Origin of the sequence: Flavobacterium sp. NRK F10, assembly GCF_024054235.1 — a bacterium.
Taxonomy (GTDB): domain Bacteria; phylum Bacteroidota; class Bacteroidia; order Flavobacteriales; family Flavobacteriaceae; genus Flavobacterium; species Flavobacterium sediminis.
This window is the reverse complement of record NZ_JAMXLC010000001.1, coordinates 1,141,704-1,164,877: the sequence shown is the minus strand read 5'-3', so window position 1 is coordinate 1,164,877 and position 23,174 is coordinate 1,141,704. Positions and strand designations below refer to the sequence as shown.

The window sequence follows — 23,174 nt, the reverse complement described above, 5'->3', positions numbered from 1 at the left end:
TGTTGTACAAATGAGCTTTAGTTGTATTGGGCTCTCAGAAACTCTTCTTTGTATTTAGCTTTTTGAATTTCTTTTCTTCTTCCGACAGACTTTTTAGTATAATGTTGTCTTTCGCGTAATTCCTCTTTTACTTTTGTGTCTCTGAATTTTCGTTTTAGTTTTTTTAAGGCTTTCTCAATACTTTCGCCTTGTTTTATTTCTATTTTTAACATATTAATTGGGTTTATTTATTTGTTTATATTGCATTCTTTACAGGTTTTAACTTCTCCGTAATACGTATTTCTGTATTTGTGAAGAGTTGTAATAGGTATGCCTGCAACGTATTTCTTAATATAGGTAACATTGGCTATTAACCTACCCATTTTGGGGTTAAAACGATTTTCTGTTTTAGTAAATCGTTTTATGTACAAAAAAGCCATTTTTTTAATTTTAGAGAAAATAATGTATTAAGCCTTCATTTTGCTAAATGAAATCTGAATGCAAATACTTGATACTTAGAATCTTTAGACGCTAAAGTATAATTGAGGAGGAATAAATTTATTTGATTGTACTCTGAAAACTAAGTACTTAAAAGAATATATCCTTAGATTTTTTATTTCTCTGGTTTTTAAAATCATAAGCGATGCAAAGATACGAAATTATCTTTAAGGATGCAATTGACTAAGGCAGAAACAAAAAAACCTGAACAATTGTTCAGGTTTTCTGTATTGGTGCGGGTGATAGGACTCGAACCTACACACCTTGCGGCACCAGATCCTAAGTCTGGCGTGTCTACCAATTTCACCACACCCGCGTGTGTTTAAATGTGGGTGCAAATATAGCTAATTGTACTATATAAACAAATAGTTTTGAAAATATTTTTTAAGTAGTTTTAAAATGTATAGGTAACCCCAACACCTAAGATTTGCTTTAACTGAACTTTAGGACCTACCGTAATCTGTTCGCCGTTAACTTCTTCCTTCGCTTTGATGTCGTCATCGTAAATAAGATGTGAGCCGATGTTGGCTTTAACATATTGGTTTACAGTCATGTCGAGTTGTAATTGCCAGTCTACATCAATGTTGCCGAACTTATTGATATAATCAGTATATAGACTCAACCGATGTTCCAGATTGATGTTTTTGTAAACTTCTTTTTGCCATTGATTCGTTACTAAAATACCGATTTCCGTTCTGCTCTTTCTCCCGTGTCTGATCAATTCACCGGTTACTTCGTCATAAACCGCAGCATCTACACCAAATGCTCCTTGGTCTGCTAGCCTTCTGTCCAGAACCAAAGTGGTTTTTTGGGTTAAAGGCGATAAGTATAAATTTAAATGAATATCTTTTCTAACATATTCCGAACCAATACCTAAGAAAACGTATGCGGGAGCAAAAAATTTCGAGATAGGTTCATCTGTATTCGGATAGTTGTAACCGTTGGCAAACTGTGTATTAAAAGTGAACTTTCCTCCGTAAAACCAATTAGAGGTACTGTCTTTTCTAAAACCAGCCGTTGAATTAATTTGAATCTGGTCGTCTGTTTTCCGTAATTCCTGTCCTTCCTGTTTGTTGATACCGTAACGGAGAATTAGCTCATTATTCCATGAAAAATTCTTTTTTTCATATTTTCGGAGAGCTTGTCCTTTTACTAATCCGGAAACTGAATTATTTCCACCGGCATTCCAATTAACAAATGTAATTTGGGAAATGTCTAAACCAATTTTATTTGTTTTAGTCCAGTAGGTTGTTGAGTCGGGTAATTTAGTGACAACTATTTGTGAAAAACTTTGTTGAATAAAAAGAGCTAAAAAACCCATAAAAAAGGTCTTTTTCATGTTGTAATAAGGGTGTTTAATAGGTTAATAATGTTTTTAGTATCTAGGTTACAGATTTTCCGGAGCTCTGACACTTTACCATGTTCTATAAACGCATCAGGCACTCCTAAATTGTATATATTGTTTTTTAAATGATTTTTTCTACTCCATTGATCGATCAAGCTTCCGAAACCGCCAATAATTGTACCATCTTCTATTGTTATGATACTTGTGTAGTTTTCAAAAATTTCTTTTAACAGCCTTTCGTCCAAAGGTTTTACAAAAGGGAAATGATAAAGAGCAACATCTTCCGGGTTAACACATTGGTCAATTGCTTGAGAAGCATCAGTGCCAATTGTTCCGGTTGAAAGAATAGCTATTTTGTTCCCTTTTCGCAAAGAAACGGCTTTACCGATCTCAATTTCCTTAAATTCTTGTTGCCAGTCCAATAGTTTACCACGACCTCTGGGATAGCGAATAGCAATAGGGTGTTCCAAGCCTTTTTGGGCGGTATACATCATATTGCGAAGCTCTATTTCATGTAAAGGAGCTGCAATAATAAGGTTAGGGATGCAACTCAAATAAGCGATGTCAAAAACTCCGTGATGGGTAGCTCCGTCTTCACCTACTAACCCTGCGCGATCCAAACAAAAGATTACGGGCAGGTTTTGCAAAGCTACGTCATGGATCACCTGATCGTAAGCACGTTGTAAAAAAGTAGAATAGATGTTGCAAAATACAACCATACCTTGAGTAACCATTCCGGCAGCAAGCGTTACCGCATGTTGTTCGGCAATACCTACATCAAAAGCGCGTTCCGGGAAAGCTTCCATCATAAATTTCATGGAACTTCCGGTAGGCATGGCAGGAGTTATCCCGATTATTTTTTTATTAGTTTTGGCTAAATCAACTAAAGTTAAACCGAAAACATCCTGAAATTTAGGAGGTAAATTAGACTCGTCCTGAGGAATGATTTTACCTGTTTTAGGTTCAAATTTTCCCGGAGCATGATATTTTACCTGATTTTCCTCTGCTAATTGTAGGCCTTTTCCTTTAGTAGTTATAACATGAAGGAATTTAGGTCCTTTAATCTTTTTTAATCGATTCAATTCTTTAATCAGAAGCGGAAGATTGTGTCCGTCAATAGGTCCGGTATAATCAAAATTGAGCGATTTGATCATATTGTTTTGTCTCGGATTTTTCCCTTCTTTGACCTGAGTCAGATAATTTTTCAAGGCTCCTACACTCGGGTCAATTCCAATAGCATTGTCATTTAGGATCACTAAAAGATTAGCATCGGTAACACCGGCATGATTCAAACCTTCAAAAGCCATTCCGCTGGCAATAGAGGCATCACCTATAACTGCAATATGTTGTTTTTCAAAGTCATTGTTTAATTGGGAAGCCAAAGCCATTCCGAGGGCTGCTGAAATAGAGGTCGAAGAATGTCCGACTCCGAAGGCGTCATATTCGCTTTCGCTTCTTTTCGGAAAACCGGAAATCCCGTTGAGTTCTCGGTTAGTATGAAACTCAGCTCTTCTCCCGGTTAAGATCTTGTGCCCGTAAGCCTGATGCCCTACATCCCAGACCAGTAGATCTTCAGGTGTGTTAAACACATAATGTAAAGCAATGGTCAATTCTACTACACCTAAACTGGCTCCTAAATGTCCTCCTTTTTGTGATACAATATCAATAATAAAAGATCTTAATTCATCTGCAAGCTGAAGCAACTGATTTGAATTGAGATTTCTTACCTGATTCGGATCCTGGATGCTATTTAGTAGTGTGTAATCCATGTTTTAAAATGCAAAAATACTATTTCTACAGGATAAAATCAGTGCTTTAACGGTTGTTTTTTAATTCGGAATTAAAAATCAGGGAAAGCTTTTTGTTCTCAATACTCTTCTCGCGTTGTATTTCTTGCATTTCACGACATTTTTTTGCGTAAGCCCTTTATTCATGGGAATTTTGATAAAAAATAGCGGATGCCGAAAAGCTGATAGAGTAGGTGTTTTTTTAACTACAATGAACGATGAAAACAAGATTACTATTCATGATTTTACTGTTTTGTGCCAGTATCAGTAAGGCACAAAGTATAGAAACTAAGGAATTAGAAATCCATCCTTTTGGAAAAGATTGTATTCCGCAAAGAATAAAAAAAGGAGATTATATAAAAACTAAGATATATAATGTTAATGTTTTTAAAGTGAAAGGTTATACTATCGCTAAAGGATCTGATATTACTTATGAAATACCTGAATCGGTCATTAGCTTACTTGAATCTGCTAAAGAAAAGGAAACAGATAGTGTAATAAGTGAGGGAGTGAATAAAGAGATTTATTTTGATGATACAATAGATTTCACCACAGTTTATAAATCTTTTATGGAAAAATATAGAGATCTGCTTTACTATCAGAATCTGGAAAACAGACTGCAAATGCATTTAGGAGATTCGGTCTTTATTAAGAATGTTGATTTAGTTCGGGAAAATGCAGCGAATGATTATGAATTGATCTACAGTGGTTCTGATGCTTCAAGTGCTAAGAGAAATGTTAGGGATAGAATAAAAGAATTAGTAGAAACCTATTCTAAATTAACTCAACTATATGCAGACTTGAATAAAGATGTAAAATCCGGAACATTTTCCTTTTCTGGAAATCTGACCTCAAAAGAGAAGGAAAAGATTAAGATAACCGATGGTGTTATAAAATATGCAGATGCTAAGAGGTTTGAAAAAGAATTTGAGTATGCTAAAAAGATAGGTGAAGCTGTTGAATATAAATCTGATAGTATCGCGAATAAAGCTTTTGCCGGAATAGATCTGTATTATCGGATAAAGGAAGAAGATTTTGTTTATACAACTGATGCACAACAAGTAACTAATGATATTATAGCCATTACTCCTGAACTAAAATCGACAGACGGTAAAGTGAAGCATACTTTCAACTCTTATACATTACGAACAAATGGAAATATAAAGGTAGATTTTAGTACAGGATATTTGTTGAGTTTTGATGGAAATGAGAATTATAGTTCGTTTACAAATAACGATGGAGATAAAGAGATCAAGAAATCGAAGGCAGATAAAATAACTCAGGCATTAGGGGTTTTAATGAATGTTTATTGGAATCATTCCAATATGTCATTGCCGCAATTCGGGTTTTCTTTCGGAGCCAGTGTTTCAGAAGACACGAATATAGGTTTTTATGGTGGTCTTTCTGCCTTATTTCTTGAGAAAAACCGCTTAGTGTTTACGGCAGGATTATCCTTTGTGAAAATCGATCAGTTAAATACGGTTAATCTAACTCATGTTAATGAAAGTGGTTCGTATGTATTCACAAATAGTGCAGATACAGAAATACGTTATGATAGTGTCTATAAGCCTGCATTTTTTGTAGGAGTGACATTTAATATTTTCAAATCGGAAGATTAATGTGAATCTGGTTAAGAAAGTCTAAGAGTAAATTAGTAATCTGATAAAAGTATGAATAAAAATAAATACATCTTAACATTGTTATTGGCTACAGTCTTAATAAGCTGTAAAAGTTATAAAGAGATAACAAAAAAACCGGATCGGTTACACGATGCCATTGAAATGCCTTCTTACGAAAGTAAGCTTATAGTCGGTTTAAAAGCAGATTTATCTACCTTAGAGGATCAGATAAATGAGGCTTTTAAAAATGGATATAACGATCAGGGAGAAGGAACCTTTCAATACAAATCCTGGATAAAAACGAAGGACCCTTTATATGATCCTAGTGAAGTTATAACGACAAAAAACCCTTTGTACAATCCTAATAAATGGATAAAAACAAAAGATCCTTTATATGATCCCAGAAAATGGATAAAAGTCGGTCCTATAAAGACAAAAAATCCACTATACCATCCCAATAAATGGATTGAAATAGAGAATCCGGCTTATGACCCTAATGAATGGATAAAAACAAAAAATCCGTTGTACCATCCTAATGAATGGATTGAAACTAAAGGTCCGGAAGTAGCTGTGGGCTATCAGTACCAATATGCCTTACGTCTGAAAGATAAAGTGAAGCTTTCATATTTTGATAATAATACAATTAAAGTGTCTGTTCCGATTGCATTTAAAGGGAAAGCAGGACTTAAAGGAAAAATACCGGCCGGATTAGATTTAGACAAGAAGAATTTCGACGGAGAAATTAATTTTTATATCAATACAAGAGTTTTTATGACTCCCGAATGGTGCCCTAAAGTAGAGGCAGATGTAACTCATTCTTGGATAAGTAATCCTCAGTTGGAAATAATAGACAATGTTTATATTTCATTAACAAATGTTGCAGACAAATACATAAAAAAGATTGAAGAAGATGTGGATGAAATCATTTATAACAAAATCGATTGTGATCTTTTTAGAAATACCATTCAAGAGAGATGGAAACATTATAACTTTTCATTACCAACCTTAGTAAATGATAAGCAATATCAACTGAATATTAACCCGACCGGAGCAGCATTGTCAAGCTTGAAGGTCTATAAAGACTCAATAGCTCTGTTTGTGGGAGTAAGAGGGAATATAACTATTGATGACAATATTATAAATACAACAGCAACTTTGCCTTTACTGGAAGAACAAGTAGAAGTTCCAAGTGAAGTAAAATCATTTTTACCGTTTATTCTTAAATATGAAGATATATCAGGTACGGCAAATAAATATTTAAAGGAGAAGAAAGTAGAACTACAACCTGAATTGATTCTCAAAAAGAAAGCTCATATCAAACTGAAAAAAATAGATATATATCCTAACGGTGATGAGGTAGTAGTAGGGGTGAAATTAAAAGCTAAACTCCCTGGAAATTTATTTCCGGTTTCCGGTTGGGTCTATTTAATAGGAAAACCGACAATGACGGATAATAAAAAATTCGAATTAAAAAATCTGGATTTTAGCATGGATGTGGATAACAAATTTTATCCGGTCATATCTTCATTATTCAAACCTCTCATTATAAGAGAAGTTAAGAAACAAACAACAAGAGATCTTTCAGAACCTATCGAAGATCTTAAAAAAAAGCTGCTTGAAAAAGCAAATGCTTACCAACATGATAAGATCGGATTTGTGGTTAATAGTTTAGATGTAGGAGTATATGATATTGTATTAGGGAAAGATGATATAGGGATTATTACAGAATTAAATTCGACGTTTGATGTGTTTTTAAAAGAATAATCAATAAATCGATGTTTTGTAGGAATAAGTTATAATTTATTGCAAAAAACAATTATTTTAGAACAATTTTTAAAAGAATAAGAAAATGTGGACAACAAAGATTAACGCAAAAAGAACAAGTGAAACAACGGTTGAAGTAGCACTTTCATTACATAATATTAGTGTTCGATATGGATTTATAGCTCACGAGCTGATTGCATTACCTGGCAGTGTGCAAAATGAATACGATTATGCAGTAGTATTTCATTTTAATGATATCAGTGGTACCGTTCTGTCTGATGGAAGCGAAATTTTCTCAAAAACCATATCAGTTAACATACCTAAAACCGTTAATTGCGAGGGTAAAAAGCTGAGAGTTTTTTATTGGAATGATAATGTCGGAGAATTAAGTAGTGTTTTGGACTGTTTTAAAACTCTTTTTATTGAAGTTAAACTTGATGATAGTAAAATTCCTGTAGGACCTTTTAAAATGAATTTTTGTAATGAGTTAATTCCGCGTCAGGGAGGGAACGGAGGTGTTGTAGGAATTGCAGACAATTGTAATTAATGAAGAACTATATATTCCTTATCTTTTTTTTTCATTCTTTTCTGTTTTCACAAATAGACAAAGACTCTGTTTCATACAATTACTTTTATAAAAATGAGATACAAAAAATTGTTGCCTTAAAGAAGCAGTTTACAACTGCTTCTTCGGTAACAACTCAACAATTGCTGAAAATAGCCGAGTTATACAGAGATATAAATATAGAAGACTCGGCTTATGCTAATTATTATAAAGCTTACGAAAAAGAACAGACCGATAAAACGATCAGTGAGGAAGAGTACAAACAATTGCTGTACGATATTCATTATGTAGAATCTTCTAAAAATTATTATCATAAAGACCGGCGTTTTTTTCTGAATCAACTATATTCACTTTCTCAGGAAGATAAAAGCGATAAGTGGAGATCCTATTACTATCTGGAATTAGCCAAAGACCATCTGGTTGATAGCCTTCAATTTCCGGAAGCGGAAAAAGAATTTGAAAAAATATTCCAAACGGAATATTACCAAAAGCAAGAAAACTTTCAGGCAAAAACACTTTTGGCTTACGGCTATTTAAAAAATCAACAGCAGAATTACAAAGAAGCGACAGCTATTTTTCAAAAATCGCTCTATTTGTCCCGTAAAATAGCAGACATACAAAATCAATTTTACAATTACCTGAATTTAGCGGTAAATGATGTAGATCAATCCAGATATTCAGAAGCATTGGAATATTTAGACAAAGCGGAAGCATTGCCCATACCGAAATACAAAGTGAAATCGTATCGCTTGTTGTATTTTAAGCGAAAAGAAATCTATTCTGTATTAGGAGATAGCGCCTTATTCCGTAAGAGCGACCTCATCTTTACAAAATTAGATTCCCTATTAGATGATTTTAGAAAAAACAGTAATTTCTATGAGATCGATTCAAAATTCCAACTCAAAGAAAAGCAAAGAGAATTAAGCTCGTTAGAGACAAAGTTCAATAAAAATAGAGTGGTCTATAGTATCTTACTGTTCTTGGTATTCTTATTAGCATTTTATTCCTTCCTCCGTTGGAAAAAAGTAGATGCTAAAAAAAGAAAGATACTTCAGGAAAAAACAGCTATAGAACATCGGCATACAACTACTGTCGAGGAACTTGAAAAAGTAAAACAATTGGTCATAGAAGACCATATTACACTTAAGAATAAAGCAAAAGTATATTTGAACGAATTGATCTATATAAAATCAGAAGACCACTACCTGCAACTCGTTACAACAGGTAAGAATCAATTTGTAAGAGGGAAATTGTCAGAGATCATTCAGCAGTTACCGCCAAATTTTGTAAAATGCCATCGTTCCTATATCATTAATAAAAACTTTATCGGTCAAATGAATAAAACTTCAGTAGTGATGACCGACAAAACAGAAATTCCCTTTTCCAGAAATTTCAAACTGTAAAATCATAATAAGAATAACCATAAATCAACATAGCATTTTTGAAAAAAATGTAAATTTGTGGCTATGGAAAATATTTTTACCGACGAATATTTCATGAAAAAAGCCTTGATGGAAGCCGAAATAGCTTTTGAAAAAGGAGAAATACCTGTTGGTGCCGTTATTGTAATAGATAACAAAGTAATAGCCCGAAGTCATAACCTTACCGAATTACTTCACGATGTTACGGCACATGCCGAAATGCAGGCCATAACAAGTGCCGCAAATTATCTGGGAGGAAAATACCTTAAAGATTGTACGCTATATGTAACACTTGAACCTTGCCAAATGTGTGCAGGAGCACTTTATTGGAGCCAAATCTCTAAAATTGTGTACGGCGCGGCCGATGAAAACAGAGGATTTATGAAGCTGGGAACACAACTGCATCCGAAAACGGAAGTAGTCAGAGGCGTTTTAAAAAACGAGTGTGCCTTATTACTACGTGCTTTTTTTAGAACTAAAAGATAAACTGTCGTATTTTTAGTAAAAAAACAATATCTTTAAGGTGATTTTTGCATCATTTTTGTAAGTACGAAAAACATCTATAATCCATCCCGCCATGATTAAAATTAAAACGCTTTTAAAAGGGCTCTTTGCGTTAGCATTTTTGTTAATTATTTCTTGTTCCAAATCAAATAAGGAATTTAATTCCGATTACGGATTGTTCAAAGAATATATCCAGAATTTCAGTTCCGGATTAATTTCTGCTCACGACGATATTCGTGTTGTTCTCGCATTTGACATACCCGATTGGACACCTGAAACAAAATTGGATAGTAAATTATTTACCATAAATCCGGCAGTTGATGGAAAAGTAGTGGCTTTGTCTGCAAATACAGTAGCTTTTGTGCCGGCTTCACCATTAAAGAACGATCAGGAATACAAAGTTAGTTTTCATTTAGAAAAGCTAAAAGACGTTCCGAGTGAGTTAGAAACCTTCAATTTTTCGCTAAAAACGATCAAGCAGGACTTTGTTGTTAATTTTCAGGATTTACAATCTTACAGTAAAGATTATTTTTATTTGAACGGAACAATCAATACTAGTGATAATTTTCCTTTAGAAAAAGTAACACAGTTGATTGCAGTGCAACAGGATGGAGCTAAGTTGAAAATCAAGTTGGACAAGGAATTGAGTAATGCCCGTGAATTTAAGTTCATTGTCGATAGTATTAAAAGATTTGAAGACGATTCTAAGATAAAAATAGCTTGGGATGGCAAGGATTTTGACATTAAACAAAAAGGAGAAACAGCAATAGACATTCCCGGGAAAAACAATTTTTCAGTTTTAAGTGGCGAAGTAGAAGACGGCAATACACAGGTTTTACTACTGAATTTTTCCGATCCGTTAAAGAAAAATCAGGATTTTGATGGTTTGGTACAGGTGGAATCGGCAAGTCATCTGAAATTTGCCACAGCCGGAAATTTACTGAAAGTGTTTTTCAACGAACCGTTAAAAGGAGAGTTGTTAGTTGAGGTTTTTCAGGGAATTCAAAGTGAAGACGGTTACAAGTTAAAACAAAGTTTTTCGCAAAAAATAGCTTTCGAACAGCTAAAACCAAGCGTTCGTTTTGTAAAAAGCGGGACGATCTTGCCAAGTTCCGATAATCTGAAGATCAATTTCGAGGCTGTTAACCTAAGTGCGGTAGATGTTAAAGTATATAAGATATATAAAAATAACGTGTTACAGTTCTTACAAGATAACGAACTTAACGGGAACTATAATCTCAGAAAAGTAGCCGGACCAATTGCAAAACAGAAAATAATACTCAAAAAAAATAATCTGACCAATTACAGCAAATGGAATACGTACGCTTTAGATTTGTCTAAAATCGTTAATCCAGATCCGGGGGCAATTTACAGAGTCGAATTAAATTTCAATAAAAAATACTCACTTTACAAATGCGGAGCTGTTGAAGAAGAAAATCAGGAAGAAACTGAAGAGCAGGATGAAGAAGTCAGAAGAAATGACGGAGGGTATTATTACTATGAAGACGACTATTATTATGATGATTACAACTGGTCAGAAAGAGAAGATCCATGTACCAATTCATACTATTACAGAAAAGCTATTGCAACTAATGTTGCAGCTACAAATTTAGGCGTAATTGCTAAAAGAGGCGAGAATGGTTCTTATTTCTTTGCCGTAAACAATATTGTAACTACAGAACCGGTACCCGGAGCAACAATCGATTTGTATAATTTCCAACAGCAAAAATTAGGAACGGTACAAACGAATGATAAAGGTTGGGCAGAAATTGACCTTGAGAAATATGCTTATTTTGCTGTAGTGACACAAAATAACAATACTACGTATGTTCGTTTAGACGAAGGACAATCTCTTTCTGTTAGTAATTTTGATGTGAGTGGCGAAACCCTGCAAAAAGGGTTAAAGGGGTATATCTATGGAGAACGGGGCGTTTGGCGTCCGGGTGATACCCTGCATATTGCTTTTATGCTTAATGATAACGAAAGTAAATTAGCCGGAAAACACCCGATCAAGTTCCGTTTGTCAGATCCCAAAGGGAAATTAATGTATCAGACAGTTCAGAAATACAAAGAGAATAATCATTATTTATTTGATGTAGCTACTAAACCGAGTGACTTGACAGGGAACTGGGAAGCAAAGATCAGCATTGGCGGGGCTAATTTCTATAAATCCATTAAGATTGAAACCATCAAGCCGAATCGTTTAAAAATAAAGAACAGTTTCAATGATGCTCAGATTTATGGCAATCAGCCTAATAAAGGAACCGTTCAGGTAAATTGGCTGCACGGAGCACCGGCTAAGAATTTAAAAGTAGAAATGCAGGCAAAATTCATGAAAGAAAAAACTACTTTCAAAGGATATGCTCCATACGATTTTGATGACGACGTTCGAAAGTTTTATACGGAAGAGGTTAATGTGTATTCCGGAAAAGTAGACCAAACAGGTTTGGCAAATGTAACACTTCAGCCAGAAGTGAACCGTCAGTCACCAGGAAAACTAAAAGTGGTTTTTCAAACCAAAGCCTATGAAAACGGAGGGGATTTCAGTACCGATGTCGTTACGGCTCATTTTTCGCCTTATGAAACGTATGTAGGTTTAAAAAGTCCGGAAACCAATAAATATGGTATGCTGGAAACCGGGAAAAAGAATCGCTTTGAAATCATAACGCTTTCCGAAAAGGGCAAACCAAAAGCCGTAAAGAATTTAGAAGTTCGGGTATATAAAGTCGACTGGCGGTGGTGGTGGAATTCGTCAAATGATGATTTAGCGAAATACAATTCGGCGAGTAGTACAACAGCTTACAAAAACTTTGTGGTCAATACTGATGCTAAAGGAAAAGCTTCCTTTCAGTTTGAAGTACCTGAAGAAGATTGGGGACGCTATTTAATTCGGGTTGTTGATGAAGAGGGAGGTCATGCAACCAGTACAACTCAAATTATTGACTGGCCTATCTGGTCCGGGAAATCGAAATCCGGAAATGGAGAAACTGCAAACATGCTGGTCTTTACCTCAGATAAAGAAAATTATCAGGTAGGCGAAAAAGCCGTTGTGTCTTTCCCTTCGAGTGAAGGCGGGCGTGCATTATTGTCTTTTGAAAATGGTTCAAAAGTGGTGCAAACACTTTGGGCAAATACCACAAAAGGAGAAACTAAAGTAGAGGTGGAAATAACTCCGGAAATGGCGCCTAATGTTTACATCCATATTTCATTGCTCAAGCCGCATGCCTCAACGCAGAACGATTCTCCTATCCGCATGTACGGAATTTTACCTATCGAAGTTATAGATAAAAATACCGTTTTGAAACCGCAGATTGAAATGGCAGAAGTGCTACGCCCGGAAAAAGAAGCCACTATAAAGGTAAGTGAGCAGTTCGGAAGAGAAATGACCTATACAATTGCTATTGTAGACGAAGGATTATTAGACTTAACCCGATTTAAAACACCTAATGCGTGGGATAAATTTTATGCAAAACAAGCACTTGGCGTTCGTACTTGGGATATTTATGACGATGTGATCGGAGCTTATGGCGGGAAGATCAATCAGATATTCAGTATAGGTGGTGATGAAGATTTAGGCGGAAGCAAAGCTAAAAAAGCCAACCGTTTTAAACCGGTAATTATTTATAAAGGACCTTTTAAACTGGAAAAAGGTCAAAAGGCAACGCATCATTTCACAATGCCTAACTACGTAGGCTCGGTTAGAGCAATGGTTGTAGCCGGAAATGCTCAGGAAGATGCATATGGAAGCACAGAAAAAACAGTTCCGGTTAAAAACCCGCTGATGGTTTTGGCCTCAATGCCGAGAAAAATATCTCCTACAGAGAAGATCACATTACCGATCACGGTCTTCGCTATGGAAAATAAGGTTAAAAATGTTTCTGTGCAGATTAAAACGAACAGTTTCTTAAGCGTTCAGGGAGCATCACAAAAAAGTGTTTCATTTGAATCACCGGATGAAAAAATGGTGTATTTTGATCTGGAAGCCACAGATAAGATCGGAATTGCTAAGTTAGAAGTAATTGCCACGTCCGGTAGCCAAAAAGCAACGTATGAAGTGGAATTGGATGTGGAAAATCCGAATCCGTTAACCAATGATTTTGTTGATGTAGTATTGGAACCGAATGAAAGTAAAGAGATCAATTGGTCTACTTTCGGAGTTGCCGGAACCAATAAAGCGGGGGTTGAAGTTTCTTCATTCCCGACGATCGATTTTGGTAGAAGATTACAATATTTGATCCAATACCCGCATGGTTGTGTGGAACAAACCACATCAAGTGTATTTCCACAACTGTATCTGGCTGATGTTGTAGCTGTAAGCGATAGTCAAAAGCAAAAAATCCAGCAAAACATCAATGAAGGAATTCAACGCTTGGGTCGTTTTCAGTTAGCTAGTGGGGGATTGTCGTATTGGCAGGGAAATAGCACAGCTAATGATTGGGGGACGTCTTATGCCGGTCAGTTTATGATGGAAGCAGAGAAAAAAGGTTTTGTATTACCGATCGGTTTCAAACAAAAATGGATCGCATTCCAGCAAAAACAAGCTAAACAATGGCGTTACAATACTGATTTTCATAATGATTTTGCTCAGGCATACCGTTTGTATACTCTGGCAGTAGTCGGGCAAGCCGATCTGGCCTCCATGAACCGATTGCGAGAAACCGTTGGTATATCAACTGATTCTAAGTTGCGTTTGGCAGCAGCCTACGCTTTAGCAGGTCAAAAAGCAACGGCACAAAAAATTATGAGTTCCATAAACTGGAATGCTGTAAATGATGAAAATCGCTACTACTATTATTACTATGGTTCAGAAGATCGAAACAGAGCAATGTTATTGGAAACATATTTGTTGGTAGATGATAAAGCCAAAGCATTCCAGACTGCAAATATTTTGGCAAAACACTTATCCGGACGATATTATATGAGTACACAAACCACGGCTTACTCTTTATATGCTATGTCAAAATTTGCTATAAAGAATGGGAGTAAAGGTGTTAATTGTAATGTGACGTTTAATGGAAAAACGGAAAAACTGACTACGACAAAATCAGTACTGGAAAAAGAATTAGTGGTAAACCAAGGGGAGTATAGTGTAAGCCTGAAAAATACAGGAAATGCTACTTTGTATGTCAGAGTCTTGAATTCAGGTGTGCTACCAATGGGACGAGAACGTGAGATGCAGAAAAATTTATCAGCTCAAATAGCATATAAGACTAGAAACGGAGAAGCTGTCAATTTATCAAATGTGAAGCAAGGAACAGAACTTGTTGCTCAGGTTACAGTTAAAAATACAGCTACGGAAGCTATTCAAAATGTAGCTTTGGCACAGATATTCCCTTCCGGATTCGAAATTGTAAATTCACGTTTTACAGATTTCGGAAGTTTTGCAGAAAATAAAGCCGATTATATTGATATACGTGATGATAGGACGCAATTCTATTTCGGATTAAAACGAGGAGAAAGCAAAACGTTTACAGTATTGTTAAATGCTTCTTATTTGGGAACTTACTATTTGCCGGGAATCCAATGTGAAGCCATGTATGATGATAATTATGTTTTCAGAAATAAAGGACAGTGGATTACCATTGTAAATGAATAAACGGAATTAAATGCAAAATAAGATTTTTGCGTATTTCAAACGTCATAAAATTAAAACTACCATAGGGATTATTCTTGTGGTAGTTTATTATTTTTCGTTGCCCCGAACCTTGTTTAAGGATTCGTATGCAACAGTTATTGAAAGTAGTAACGGACAGTTTTTGGGAGCCAAAATTGCAAATGACGGGCAATGGCGTTTTCCGGAAAGTGACAGTGTACCTTATAAATTCAGGCAATGTATTGTTGCATTTGAGGATCAATATTTTTACAAGCACATCGGGTTCAATCCGGTAGCCATGCTACATGCTTTCCAACAGAATAGAGCTGCCGGAAAAGTAGTTCGGGGCGGAAGTACTTTAACGCAACAGGTTATTCGTCTATATAGAAAAAATGCGGAAAGAAGTTATCTTGAAAAATTTTTTGAAGTCATTTTGGCTACTCGTTTGGAGTCGCGACATTCTAAAGATGAAATCCTGAATCTATATGCTTCGCATGCGCCTTTCGGAGGGAATGTTGTAGGTTTGGAAATGGCTTCCTGGCGGTATTTCGGTTTGCAACCGCATCAATTGTCCTGGGCAGAAGCCGCAACTTTGGCCGTTTTACCTAATGCGCCAAGGTTGATCTATCCCGGTAAAAATCAGGAACTGTTATTGCAAAAACGAGATCGCTTGTTGCATAAGCTTTGGCAAGAAAAAATTATCGATAAAGAGACGTATGACTTGGCCTTGTTGGAACCGCTTCCTCAAAAGCCTTATGCCATACCTAAAATAGCTCCGCATTTGACGGAAAAGATCAATCAGGAAAAACGAGGGCAAAAAATAACCACAACTATTGATTATAACCTACAGGAGCGAGTTAATGAAATTGTTGCACAGTATTATAATGTGTATAAGCAAAATAAGGTTTTTAATATGGCAGTTGTAGTAGTTGATGTCAAAACCCGAAAAGTGCTTTCGTATGTGGGGAATTCGCCAACAGATAAAGAACACCAAAAAGATGTCGATGTAATTCAGGCACCCAGAAGTACCGGTAGTATTTTGAAGCCTTTTTTGTATGCAGCGATGTTAGACGAAGGAGAGTTGCTGTCACATACATTGGTTCCTGATATACCGACGCAGATCAGCGGCTATTCGCCACAGAATTATAATTATACTTATGACGGAGCTGTTCCGGCAAGCAGAGCTCTGGCACGTTCTTTAAACATTCCGGCAGTACTTATGTTAAAAGAATATTCAGTGAATCGTTTTTATGAAAAGCTGCAAAAACTAAAACAACATCATATTAACAGACATCCTTCTCATTATGGGCTATCATTGATATTAGGAGGTGCAGAAACCAGTTTATGGGATTTGTGTGGAGCGTATGCGTATATGGCTTCAACCCTGAATCATTTTACACAAACGCAGGATTTGTACAGAAGTAATGAAATGACCGCGCTTCAATATATCGGGAATAAACCAATTGATTTCGGAAAAGAAAAAAGGGAAAAGAATAGCTACGGAGCAGGAGCTATTTGGCAAACTTTTAATGCTATGAAAGAGGTAAATAGACCGGAAGGAGATGAAGCATGGCGTTTTTATGATTCTTCTTTGGAAATTGCCTGGAAAACCGGAACCAGTTTTGGCGGTAGGGATGCGTGGGCTGTAGGAGTAAATCCGGATTATGTTGTTGGTGTTTGGGTAGGTAATGCCACAGGAGAAGGTCGGCCGTTATTAACAGGTGTGGAAAGTGCTGCTCCGGTTTTGTTTGATGTTTTCAGGACGTTACCGAGAGGGGAATGGTTTAATCAGCCATACAATGATATGGAGAAAGTAATGGTTTGTAAGCAATCCGGCTATTTAGCACAGGAAAACTGTCCGACCATAGAGCAATGGATCCCGAGAACTTCTAGGAAAACGGAAACATGTCCGTACCATAAGATGATCCATTTAGATAAGAGTTTGAAGTATACGGTAAATAGCAATTGTGAAAAGATAGAGAATATAGTTTCTAAATCGTGGTTTATTTTACCTCCGGTTATGGAGTGGTATTATAAAAGCAAGCATGTAGATTATATTCCGGTGCCACCGTTGCGCGACGATTGTAAGGATGCTAATGCAAAACCGAGAATGGCATTTATTTATCCGAGTGAATTCACTAAAATTATTTTGACAAAAGATTTTAACGGAATCGAACAACCCGTGATTTTAAAAGTGGCACATTCCAATCCGGATGTGGAGCTTTTCTGGTATATTGATGATCAGTTTTTAGGGACAACCAGAACCTTTCATGAGAAACCTTTAATAGCTTCAAACGGATTGCATTGGGTCACTGTTGTAGATGAAAATGGCAATGAAATTAAACAGCGAATAGTGATTGAAAGGAGTAGTGGAAAATAAAAAATCCGTTACTCAATTAAGAATAACGGATTTAAGTTATTTAATTTCATTTCCTTCTTTGTCAAAGAAATGATATTCTAAATACGTGTAAGCGTCACGAGGTATAACTTTCACCCAACGTTTGTGTTCAAAATACCATTTTGAACGAACGGATGGAAAACCTTTTGTAAGGTATGCTGCCACAAACGGATGTGTATTCAATACAACCTTTTTGTGGTCTTTTGTAATTCTTTCCAGGTCAGCTTCTATTTTGTCGATCAATAAAATCGGAGCTTCAATTTCCCCGTTTTCATTCGGGTCTTCTTCTCTCGTTTTAATGTGAACTTCTGGTCTGACTCTTTGTCTAGTAATTTGTATCAAACCAAATTTACTAGGAGGCAAGATTTTGTGTTTAGCCTTATCGTCACTCATTTCTTCTTTTAAGAAGTCATATAGTTTTTTTCTATTTTCTGCGTTTTGCATGTCAATAAAATCGACGACAATAATTCCGCCCATGTCCCGAAGTCTTAATTGGCGCGCAATTTCAGCGGCAGCAATTAGGTTTACTTCTAGAGCTGTTTCTTCCTGGCTTTGAGCTTTGTTTGAACGGTTACCGCTGTTCACGTCAATTACGTGTAAAGCTTCAGTATGTTCAATGATAAGGTATGCTCCTTTGCTCATGGAAACAGTTCGGCCGAAAGACGTTTTTATCTGTCGTTCTATATGATATTTCTCAAAAAGAGGTAATTCTTTTGATTGATAGTGTTTTACGATAGACACTTTATCCGGAGCTATCTCTTGCAAATACTCCTTCGTTTGTAAATACAATTCTTCTTCGTCAACATGTATTCCGGTGAAAGTATCATTAAATACATCTCTTAAAATAGAAGATGCTTTATTGAGTTCACCAAGAACTTTTGACGGGTGATGAGCCGTTTGCAATCTTTTGCACATAGCTGACCAACGATCCATGAGGTTTAATAAATCACGGTCAAGTTCAGCTACTTTTTTGCCTTCGGCTACCGTACGGACAATTACGCCGAATCCTTTTGGTTTAATGGAAAGAACTAAACGTTTTAAACGCTCTTTTTCGTCTTTGGAAACGATTTTTTGAGAAACCGATACTCTGTCTGAAAAAGGAACTAAAACGACATATCTTCCGGCTAAAGAGATCTCAGAACTAATTCTTGGTCCTTTAGTCGAAATGGGTTCTTTCACAATTTGCACTAAAATAGATTGATTGGCACTAAGTACATCAGCAATAGCACCGTTTTTATCAATTTCAGGTTCAAAAGGAAAATTTTTGAGTGAATAGTCTTTTAATTTACCTGCGCTTACAAGTTTAATGAATTTCATCAAAGAAGTCAGATTAGGTCCCAAGTCATGATAATGTAGAAAGGCATCTTTTTCGTAACCTACATTAACAAAAGCGGCATTTAAGCCGGGAACAGGTTTTCTTATTTTAGCGATAAAAATATCACCAACCTGAAATTGGGTTCCTTTTTCCTCTTCTTTGTGTAATTCTATTAGTTTTCCATCTTTTAATAAGGCAAAATCTACGGCACCGGAACTGGAACGAATAATTAATTCTTTGTTCATGCAGTACATTTTTATCCGTGAATTAGCATCTGACAAAGCGTTTGTTACACTAGTCATTAACTTCTGCAAGGATGGATTAAACATTTTTTTACAGGTATTTTACCCGAGAATCGATCACGTGATCGATCCATTTCAAAGAACTTTTAAAAAAAGAAAAGTAGTATTATACTACTTTTTCTTTTTGTGACGGTTAGCTCTCGCTCTCTTTTTACGCTTGTGAGTTGCTACCTTATGTCTTTTTCTCTTTTTACCACTTGGCATAACTTTGTTGGTTTAGATTAATAAATAATTATACGGTTACTTCAGTCTTTGTTTTTACTCCTTCAACAAAAACTTTAGCGGGTTTAAATGCAGGGATGTTGTGTGCAGGAATTTTAATTGTAGTGTTTTTAGAGATGTTTCTTCCTGTTTTTTCAGCTCTTGTTTTGATGATGAAGCTTCCGAAACCTCTTAAGTAAACATTGTCTCCTGTTTCTAATGAATTTTTCACTTCTTCCATGAAAGATTCAACTGTTGCTTGAACATCTGCTTTTTCAAGACCTAGTTTTTCAGAAATTTTCGCTACGATATCTGCTTTCGTCATTTTCTTTCGTATTAATTTTTATGTTCATTTTTAGAGTGTGCAAATATACAAATTAAAAAAACAATAAATCAACCTTAATTGATTAAATTTTAAATGTTAAAGTTATAATTTTGTTTTTCAATTGTAAAAAATGAATTTTTCTAACTCTTTAATTAATTGGTATTTACAAAACAAACGGGACTTGCCTTGGCGAAAAACGCAAAATCCGTATCATATTTGGCTTTCTGAAATCATGTTACAGCAAACCCGAGTAGCCCAGGGAATGCCTTATTATGAGGCTTTCACAGAGGCTTTTCCTGTAATTCATGATTTAGCAGAAGCGAGTGAGGAAAAGGTCTTGAAACTATGGCAGGGACTGGGGTATTATTCCAGAGCGCGTAACCTGCACGCTACCGCTAAATATATTAGTAAGGAGTTGCAAGGTAATTTTCCGGATACCTATAAAGAATTGCTGAAATTAAAAGGAGTGGGGGAGTATACGGCTGCTGCGATAGCTTCTATTTCGTTTAATGAAGATGTGGCAGTTGTAGACGGAAATGTTTTCCGGGTGCTGGCACGTTATTTTGGTGTTGAATCAGATATTGCCCAGTCGAAAACTAAAAAAGAATTTCAGGAATTGGCAAACAGTTTATTACCCAAAGGGAAAGCGGCTTTGTTCAATCAGGCGGTTATGGAATTCGGGGCAATGCAATGTGTGCCTAAAAATCCGGATTGTAATGTTTGTCCTTTAAATGAAAGCTGTTTTGCTTTGCAACGAAAAAGAGTGGAGGCGTTGCCGGTAAAGTCTAAGAAAGTAAAAATAAAAGATCGCTACTTTAATTATTTAATAGTAACGGATGTTAATGGGAACTTTTTGGTCGAAAAGAGAACATCTAAAGGAATCTGGCATAACTTGTATCAATTTCCGTTAGTCGAAACAGAAAAAGAGATCCCGATAACTGAAGTGAAAAATAAAATAGCGGAAAAGTATAAGGGAGCAACTTCTGTTTTTTTTGAAGGAGCCTCAGTGATTCATAAATTATCACATCAACATTTGAACATTCGTTTCTTTCAGGTACAATTGCATACAGAAGTAAAAAATGCGATCGAACCGGAAGCGCTTTTGAAATTGCCTGTTCCTATAGTGTTGCATAATTTTATTATAGCAAACCTTAGTACGGTATTCTAAAAAATACTATATTTGATTTATACTAACACAAATATACGCCATGAACGGAACAGTAAATAAAGTACTTTTAATAGGACATTTGGGAGACGAAGTGAAGATGCATTATTTTGACGGAGGAAATTGTATTGGCAGATTTCCGTTGGCAACCAATGAAGTTTATATTAATAAAACAACAGGAGAGAAAATTACATCTACAGAATGGCATAATATTGTAGTGCGTAATAAAGCTGCTGAAATTTGTGAAAAATATCTTTCTAAAGGAGATAAAATTTATATTGAAGGTCGTATTAAGTCAAGACAATGGCAGGCTGAAGATGGTAATACCAAATATACCACTGAGATTCAGGTTACAGAGTTTACTTTTCTGACTACTAAAAAAGATCCTGATGCAAACAGACAAAACTTAAAGTCTAATGAACAGGAATCTCCGAAAAATAGTAATTTTGACGACGAAAATTTAGGTAATGACGATTTACCTTTTTAATGTTTAACTAATACGTACTAATTTGGACTCGGACCCTTCCAGTTTTTTTTCTACTATTGATTTTGAAATGCTAACCGGAATGTTAGTTGTTTTCGTTCTGCTTATTTGCTCAGCTTTTATTTCCGGTTCTGAAGTAGCTCTTTTTTCGCTTTCACAGAAAGATATTGATGATTTAGAGCATGAGGATACAAATAAAGGCAATCAGGTTACTAAATTACTTAACAGACCCAAGCAGTTATTGGCTACGATCTTAGTGGCTAATAATTTCATTAATATTGGTGTAGTTATTATTTTTTCTTCTTTTAGCGAAAGGCTTTTTGGAAGTGTTCATTCGGTTGTGATGCGTTTTGTACTCGAAGTAGTTGTCGTTACATTCCTGATATTGCTTTTCGGGGAAGTGTTACCGAAGATCTATGCTAATAGAAATAATGTAACTTTTGCTAAAATGGTTTTAATTCCGGTTTCTCTATTGTTCAGAGTTCTGGCACCAATAGCCATTCCGATGCGAAATATCACCTTGTATATAGAAAAGAAATTTAGTGTTCAAAAAACAAATTTTTCGGTAGATCAGCTTTCTCAGGCTTTAGAGTTGACCAATCAGGAAGAAACAACGGTAGAAGAACAAAAGCTGTTGGAAGGAATTGTTTCTTTCGGGAATACGGAAGTACGTCAGGTAATGAGTCCTCGTATTGACCTTTTCGCATTGGATATAGAAGAAACTTTTGATGAAGTCTTACCGAAAATCATAGATAAAGGATACTCTCGTATTCCGGTGTATAAAGAAAGTGTCGATCAGATAGAAGGCGTTCTTTTTATTAAAGACCTTATTCCTTATATAGACGAAAAGAAAGATTTTAAATGGCAAAGTCTGATCAGAGAACCGTTCTTTGTTCCTGAGAATAAAAAACTGGATAACTTGTTGAAAGAATTTCAGGGAATGAAAAATCACTTAGCCATTGTGGTAGATGAATACGGAGGAACTTCCGGTTTGATTTCTCTGGAAGATATTTTGGAAGAAATTGTTGGGGATATAAGCGATGAGTTTGACGATGAAAACTTGGTGTATTCGCAGATTGATGATAAAAATTATGTGTTCGACGGAAAGATAGGACTGAAAGATTTTTTCAGAATTGTAGAGGTTGATGAAGAAGTATTTGAACAAGCAAAAGGAGAGGCAGAAACCTTAGCCGGATTTATATTAGAGATATCCGGTAATTTTCCTAAAAAAGGACAGAAAATCTCATTTGAATCTTACTTGTTTACAATTGAGAGTTTAGATAAGCGAAGAATAAAACAGATTAAAGTTACGTTATCGTAATGTTGAAAAAGAGTATTATGCGAAAAATTATATTGATTCTGCTTTTTTTAGGTTTACAATCTTGTGGTGAAGACACTTTGCCTAAACCGCAAGGGCAATTGCGATTGGAATATCCGAATCCTGTTTACGGGAAGTTAGAAGGTAGTTGTCCTTTTACTTTTGACGTTAATAATGAAACAAAAATAAAAGGAAATGAGAATTGTTCTTTTGAACTGCATTATCCTAAAATGAAAGCAACAATATATGTTACGTATAAAAAAGTTGAAGGAAATGTAGAAGACTTATTGAGAGATGCTCAAAAACTAACATACGAACATGCCATTAAAGCAGATGAGATCAGTACGCAACCCTATATAAATTCAGAAAAAAAGGTATACGGTATGTTTTCGGAAGTCGGAGGAAATGCAGCTACAAATGCACAGTTTTATGTTACGGATAGTACAAAGAACTTTTTAGTAGGCAGTATGTATTTCTATGCAAAACCTAATTTTGATTCTATTTTACCTGCAGCCAGTTATGTCAAGGACGATATCAGGAGGATTATGGAATCTGTTGAATGGAAAGAATAATAAAAAAGCCTCTGTTTTA

Annotated in this window: 16 protein-coding genes and 1 tRNA gene; 11 read left to right on the top strand and 6 right to left on the bottom strand. The window is 35.6% G+C overall.

The genetic code is table 11. From position 1 onward, the window contains the following. Window positions 1-17: 17 nt before the first annotated feature. The 4 genes from rpsU to NHF50_RS05380 form a co-directional block, all read right to left on the bottom strand. Window positions 18-212 (bottom strand): 30S ribosomal protein S21, encoded by a 195-nt coding sequence (gene rpsU / locus NHF50_RS05400; RefSeq protein WP_109568696.1) that lies wholly within the window; start codon window positions 210-212, stop codon window positions 18-20. A gap of 496 nt (window positions 213-708) precedes the next feature. Then, window positions 709-793: transfer RNA gene (locus NHF50_RS05390), tRNA-Leu, on the bottom strand. Between the two features lie 78 nt (window positions 794-871). Next, a complete protein-coding gene (locus NHF50_RS05385) occupies window positions 872-1,816 on the bottom strand; it encodes a DUF3078 domain-containing protein (RefSeq protein WP_109568695.1) in 945 nt (314 codons plus the stop codon). Continuing rightward, the gene (locus NHF50_RS05380) at window positions 1,813-3,591 is read right to left on the bottom strand and encodes a 1-deoxy-D-xylulose-5-phosphate synthase (protein WP_252775299.1); all 1,779 of its coding nucleotides are present in this window, start codon (window positions 3,589-3,591) and stop codon (window positions 1,813-1,815) included. The genes NHF50_RS05385 and NHF50_RS05380 overlap by 4 nt, the downstream gene beginning before the upstream one ends. A 236-nt stretch (window positions 3,592-3,827) precedes the next feature. Between NHF50_RS05380 and NHF50_RS05375 the strand changes: the two genes are divergently transcribed. From NHF50_RS05375 to pbpC, 7 genes are all read left to right on the top strand, one after another. Next, window positions 3,828-5,228: a hypothetical protein gene (locus NHF50_RS05375; RefSeq protein ID WP_252775298.1), complete on the top strand. Its 1,401-nt coding sequence runs from the start codon at window positions 3,828-3,830 to the stop codon at window positions 5,226-5,228. A gap of 51 nt (window positions 5,229-5,279) precedes the next feature. Beyond that, on the top strand, window positions 5,280-6,992 hold the full coding sequence (locus tag NHF50_RS05370; protein WP_252775297.1) for a DUF4403 family protein: 1,713 nt from the start codon (window positions 5,280-5,282) through the stop codon (window positions 6,990-6,992). An 85-nt stretch (window positions 6,993-7,077) separates the two neighbouring features. Further along, the gene (locus NHF50_RS05365) at window positions 7,078-7,539 is read left to right on the top strand and encodes a hypothetical protein (RefSeq protein WP_109568691.1); all 462 of its coding nucleotides are present in this window, start codon (window positions 7,078-7,080) and stop codon (window positions 7,537-7,539) included. After that, window positions 7,539-8,960 carry a LytTR family transcriptional regulator gene (locus tag NHF50_RS05360; protein WP_252775296.1) on the top strand — a complete coding sequence of 474 codons (1,422 nt, stop codon included), beginning with the start codon at window positions 7,539-7,541 and terminating at the stop codon, window positions 8,958-8,960. Before NHF50_RS05365 ends, NHF50_RS05360 begins: the two co-directional genes overlap by 1 nt. Window positions 8,961-9,023: 63 nt before the next feature. Beyond that, complete coding sequence (locus tag NHF50_RS05355; protein WP_109568689.1) at window positions 9,024-9,464, top strand: nucleoside deaminase; 441 nt, start codon at window positions 9,024-9,026, stop codon at window positions 9,462-9,464. 91 nt (window positions 9,465-9,555) lie between these two features. Beyond that, the gene (locus NHF50_RS05350; RefSeq protein WP_252775295.1) at window positions 9,556-15,078 is read left to right on the top strand and encodes an alpha-2-macroglobulin; all 5,523 of its coding nucleotides are present in this window, start codon (window positions 9,556-9,558) and stop codon (window positions 15,076-15,078) included. Window positions 15,079-15,088: 10 nt separating this feature from the next. Further along, entirely contained in the window at window positions 15,089-17,455 is a 2,367-nt protein-coding gene (gene pbpC, locus NHF50_RS05345; RefSeq protein WP_252775294.1) for a penicillin-binding protein 1C, read from the top strand. A 36-nt stretch (window positions 17,456-17,491) separates the two neighbouring features. Here pbpC and NHF50_RS05340 read toward each other — a convergent pair whose 3' ends face one another. Both NHF50_RS05340 and NHF50_RS05335 read right to left on the bottom strand, forming a co-directional pair. Next, on the bottom strand, window positions 17,492-19,033 hold the full coding sequence (locus tag NHF50_RS05340) for an Rne/Rng family ribonuclease (protein WP_109568686.1): 1,542 nt from the start codon (window positions 19,031-19,033) through the stop codon (window positions 17,492-17,494). 289 nt (window positions 19,034-19,322) lie between these two features. After that, window positions 19,323-19,616 (bottom strand): HU family DNA-binding protein, encoded by a 294-nt coding sequence (locus tag NHF50_RS05335; RefSeq protein ID WP_109568684.1) that lies wholly within the window; start codon window positions 19,614-19,616, stop codon window positions 19,323-19,325. Between the two features lie 130 nt (window positions 19,617-19,746). Here NHF50_RS05335 and mutY point away from each other — a divergent pair, with 130 nt between their 5' ends. The 4 genes from mutY to gldD are packed head-to-tail and all read left to right on the top strand — an operon-like array spanning window position 19,747 to window position 23,155. Beyond that, the gene (gene mutY / locus NHF50_RS05330; RefSeq protein WP_252775293.1) at window positions 19,747-20,784 is read left to right on the top strand and encodes an A/G-specific adenine glycosylase; all 1,038 of its coding nucleotides are present in this window, start codon (window positions 19,747-19,749) and stop codon (window positions 20,782-20,784) included. A gap of 40 nt (window positions 20,785-20,824) precedes the next feature. Next, on the top strand, window positions 20,825-21,268 hold the full coding sequence (locus NHF50_RS05325; protein WP_109568683.1) for a single-stranded DNA-binding protein: 444 nt from the start codon (window positions 20,825-20,827) through the stop codon (window positions 21,266-21,268). Between the two features lie 22 nt (window positions 21,269-21,290). Next, a complete protein-coding gene (locus NHF50_RS05320) occupies window positions 21,291-22,586 on the top strand; it encodes a gliding motility-associated protein GldE (protein WP_109568682.1) in 1,296 nt (431 codons plus the stop codon). Continuing rightward, the gene (gene gldD / locus NHF50_RS05315; protein WP_109568681.1) at window positions 22,586-23,155 is read left to right on the top strand and encodes a gliding motility lipoprotein GldD; all 570 of its coding nucleotides are present in this window, start codon (window positions 22,586-22,588) and stop codon (window positions 23,153-23,155) included. Before NHF50_RS05320 ends, gldD begins: the two co-directional genes overlap by 1 nt. Window positions 23,156-23,174 lie beyond the last annotated feature (19 nt).

Coding starts and splice junctions, on each gene's coding strand:
- NHF50_RS05365 (WP_109568691.1), top strand. CDS start 7,078: ATGTGGACAACAAAGATTAACGCAAAAAGAACAAGTGAAACAACGGTT.
- NHF50_RS05355 (WP_109568689.1), top strand. CDS start 9,024: ATGGAAAATATTTTTACCGACGAATATTTCATGAAAAAAGCCTTGATG.
- NHF50_RS05335 (WP_109568684.1), bottom strand. CDS start 19,616: ATGACGAAAGCAGATATCGTAGCGAAAATTTCTGAAAAACTAGGTCTT.
- NHF50_RS05375 (WP_252775298.1), top strand. CDS start 3,828: ATGAAAACAAGATTACTATTCATGATTTTACTGTTTTGTGCCAGTATC.
- NHF50_RS05385 (WP_109568695.1), bottom strand. CDS start 1,816: ATGAAAAAGACCTTTTTTATGGGTTTTTTAGCTCTTTTTATTCAACAA.
- NHF50_RS05350 (WP_252775295.1), top strand. CDS start 9,556: ATGATTAAAATTAAAACGCTTTTAAAAGGGCTCTTTGCGTTAGCATTT.
- NHF50_RS05370 (WP_252775297.1), top strand. CDS start 5,280: ATGAATAAAAATAAATACATCTTAACATTGTTATTGGCTACAGTCTTA.
- mutY (WP_252775293.1), top strand. CDS start 19,747: ATGAATTTTTCTAACTCTTTAATTAATTGGTATTTACAAAACAAACGG.
- NHF50_RS05380 (WP_252775299.1), bottom strand. CDS start 3,591: ATGGATTACACACTACTAAATAGCATCCAGGATCCGAATCAGGTAAGA.
- pbpC (WP_252775294.1), top strand. CDS start 15,089: ATGCAAAATAAGATTTTTGCGTATTTCAAACGTCATAAAATTAAAACT.
- gldD (WP_109568681.1), top strand. CDS start 22,586: ATGTTGAAAAAGAGTATTATGCGAAAAATTATATTGATTCTGCTTTTT.
- NHF50_RS05325 (WP_109568683.1), top strand. CDS start 20,825: ATGAACGGAACAGTAAATAAAGTACTTTTAATAGGACATTTGGGAGAC.
- rpsU (WP_109568696.1), bottom strand. CDS start 212: ATGTTAAAAATAGAAATAAAACAAGGCGAAAGTATTGAGAAAGCCTTA.
- NHF50_RS05340 (WP_109568686.1), bottom strand. CDS start 19,033: ATGAACAAAGAATTAATTATTCGTTCCAGTTCCGGTGCCGTAGATTTT.
- NHF50_RS05360 (WP_252775296.1), top strand. CDS start 7,539: ATGAAGAACTATATATTCCTTATCTTTTTTTTTCATTCTTTTCTGTTT.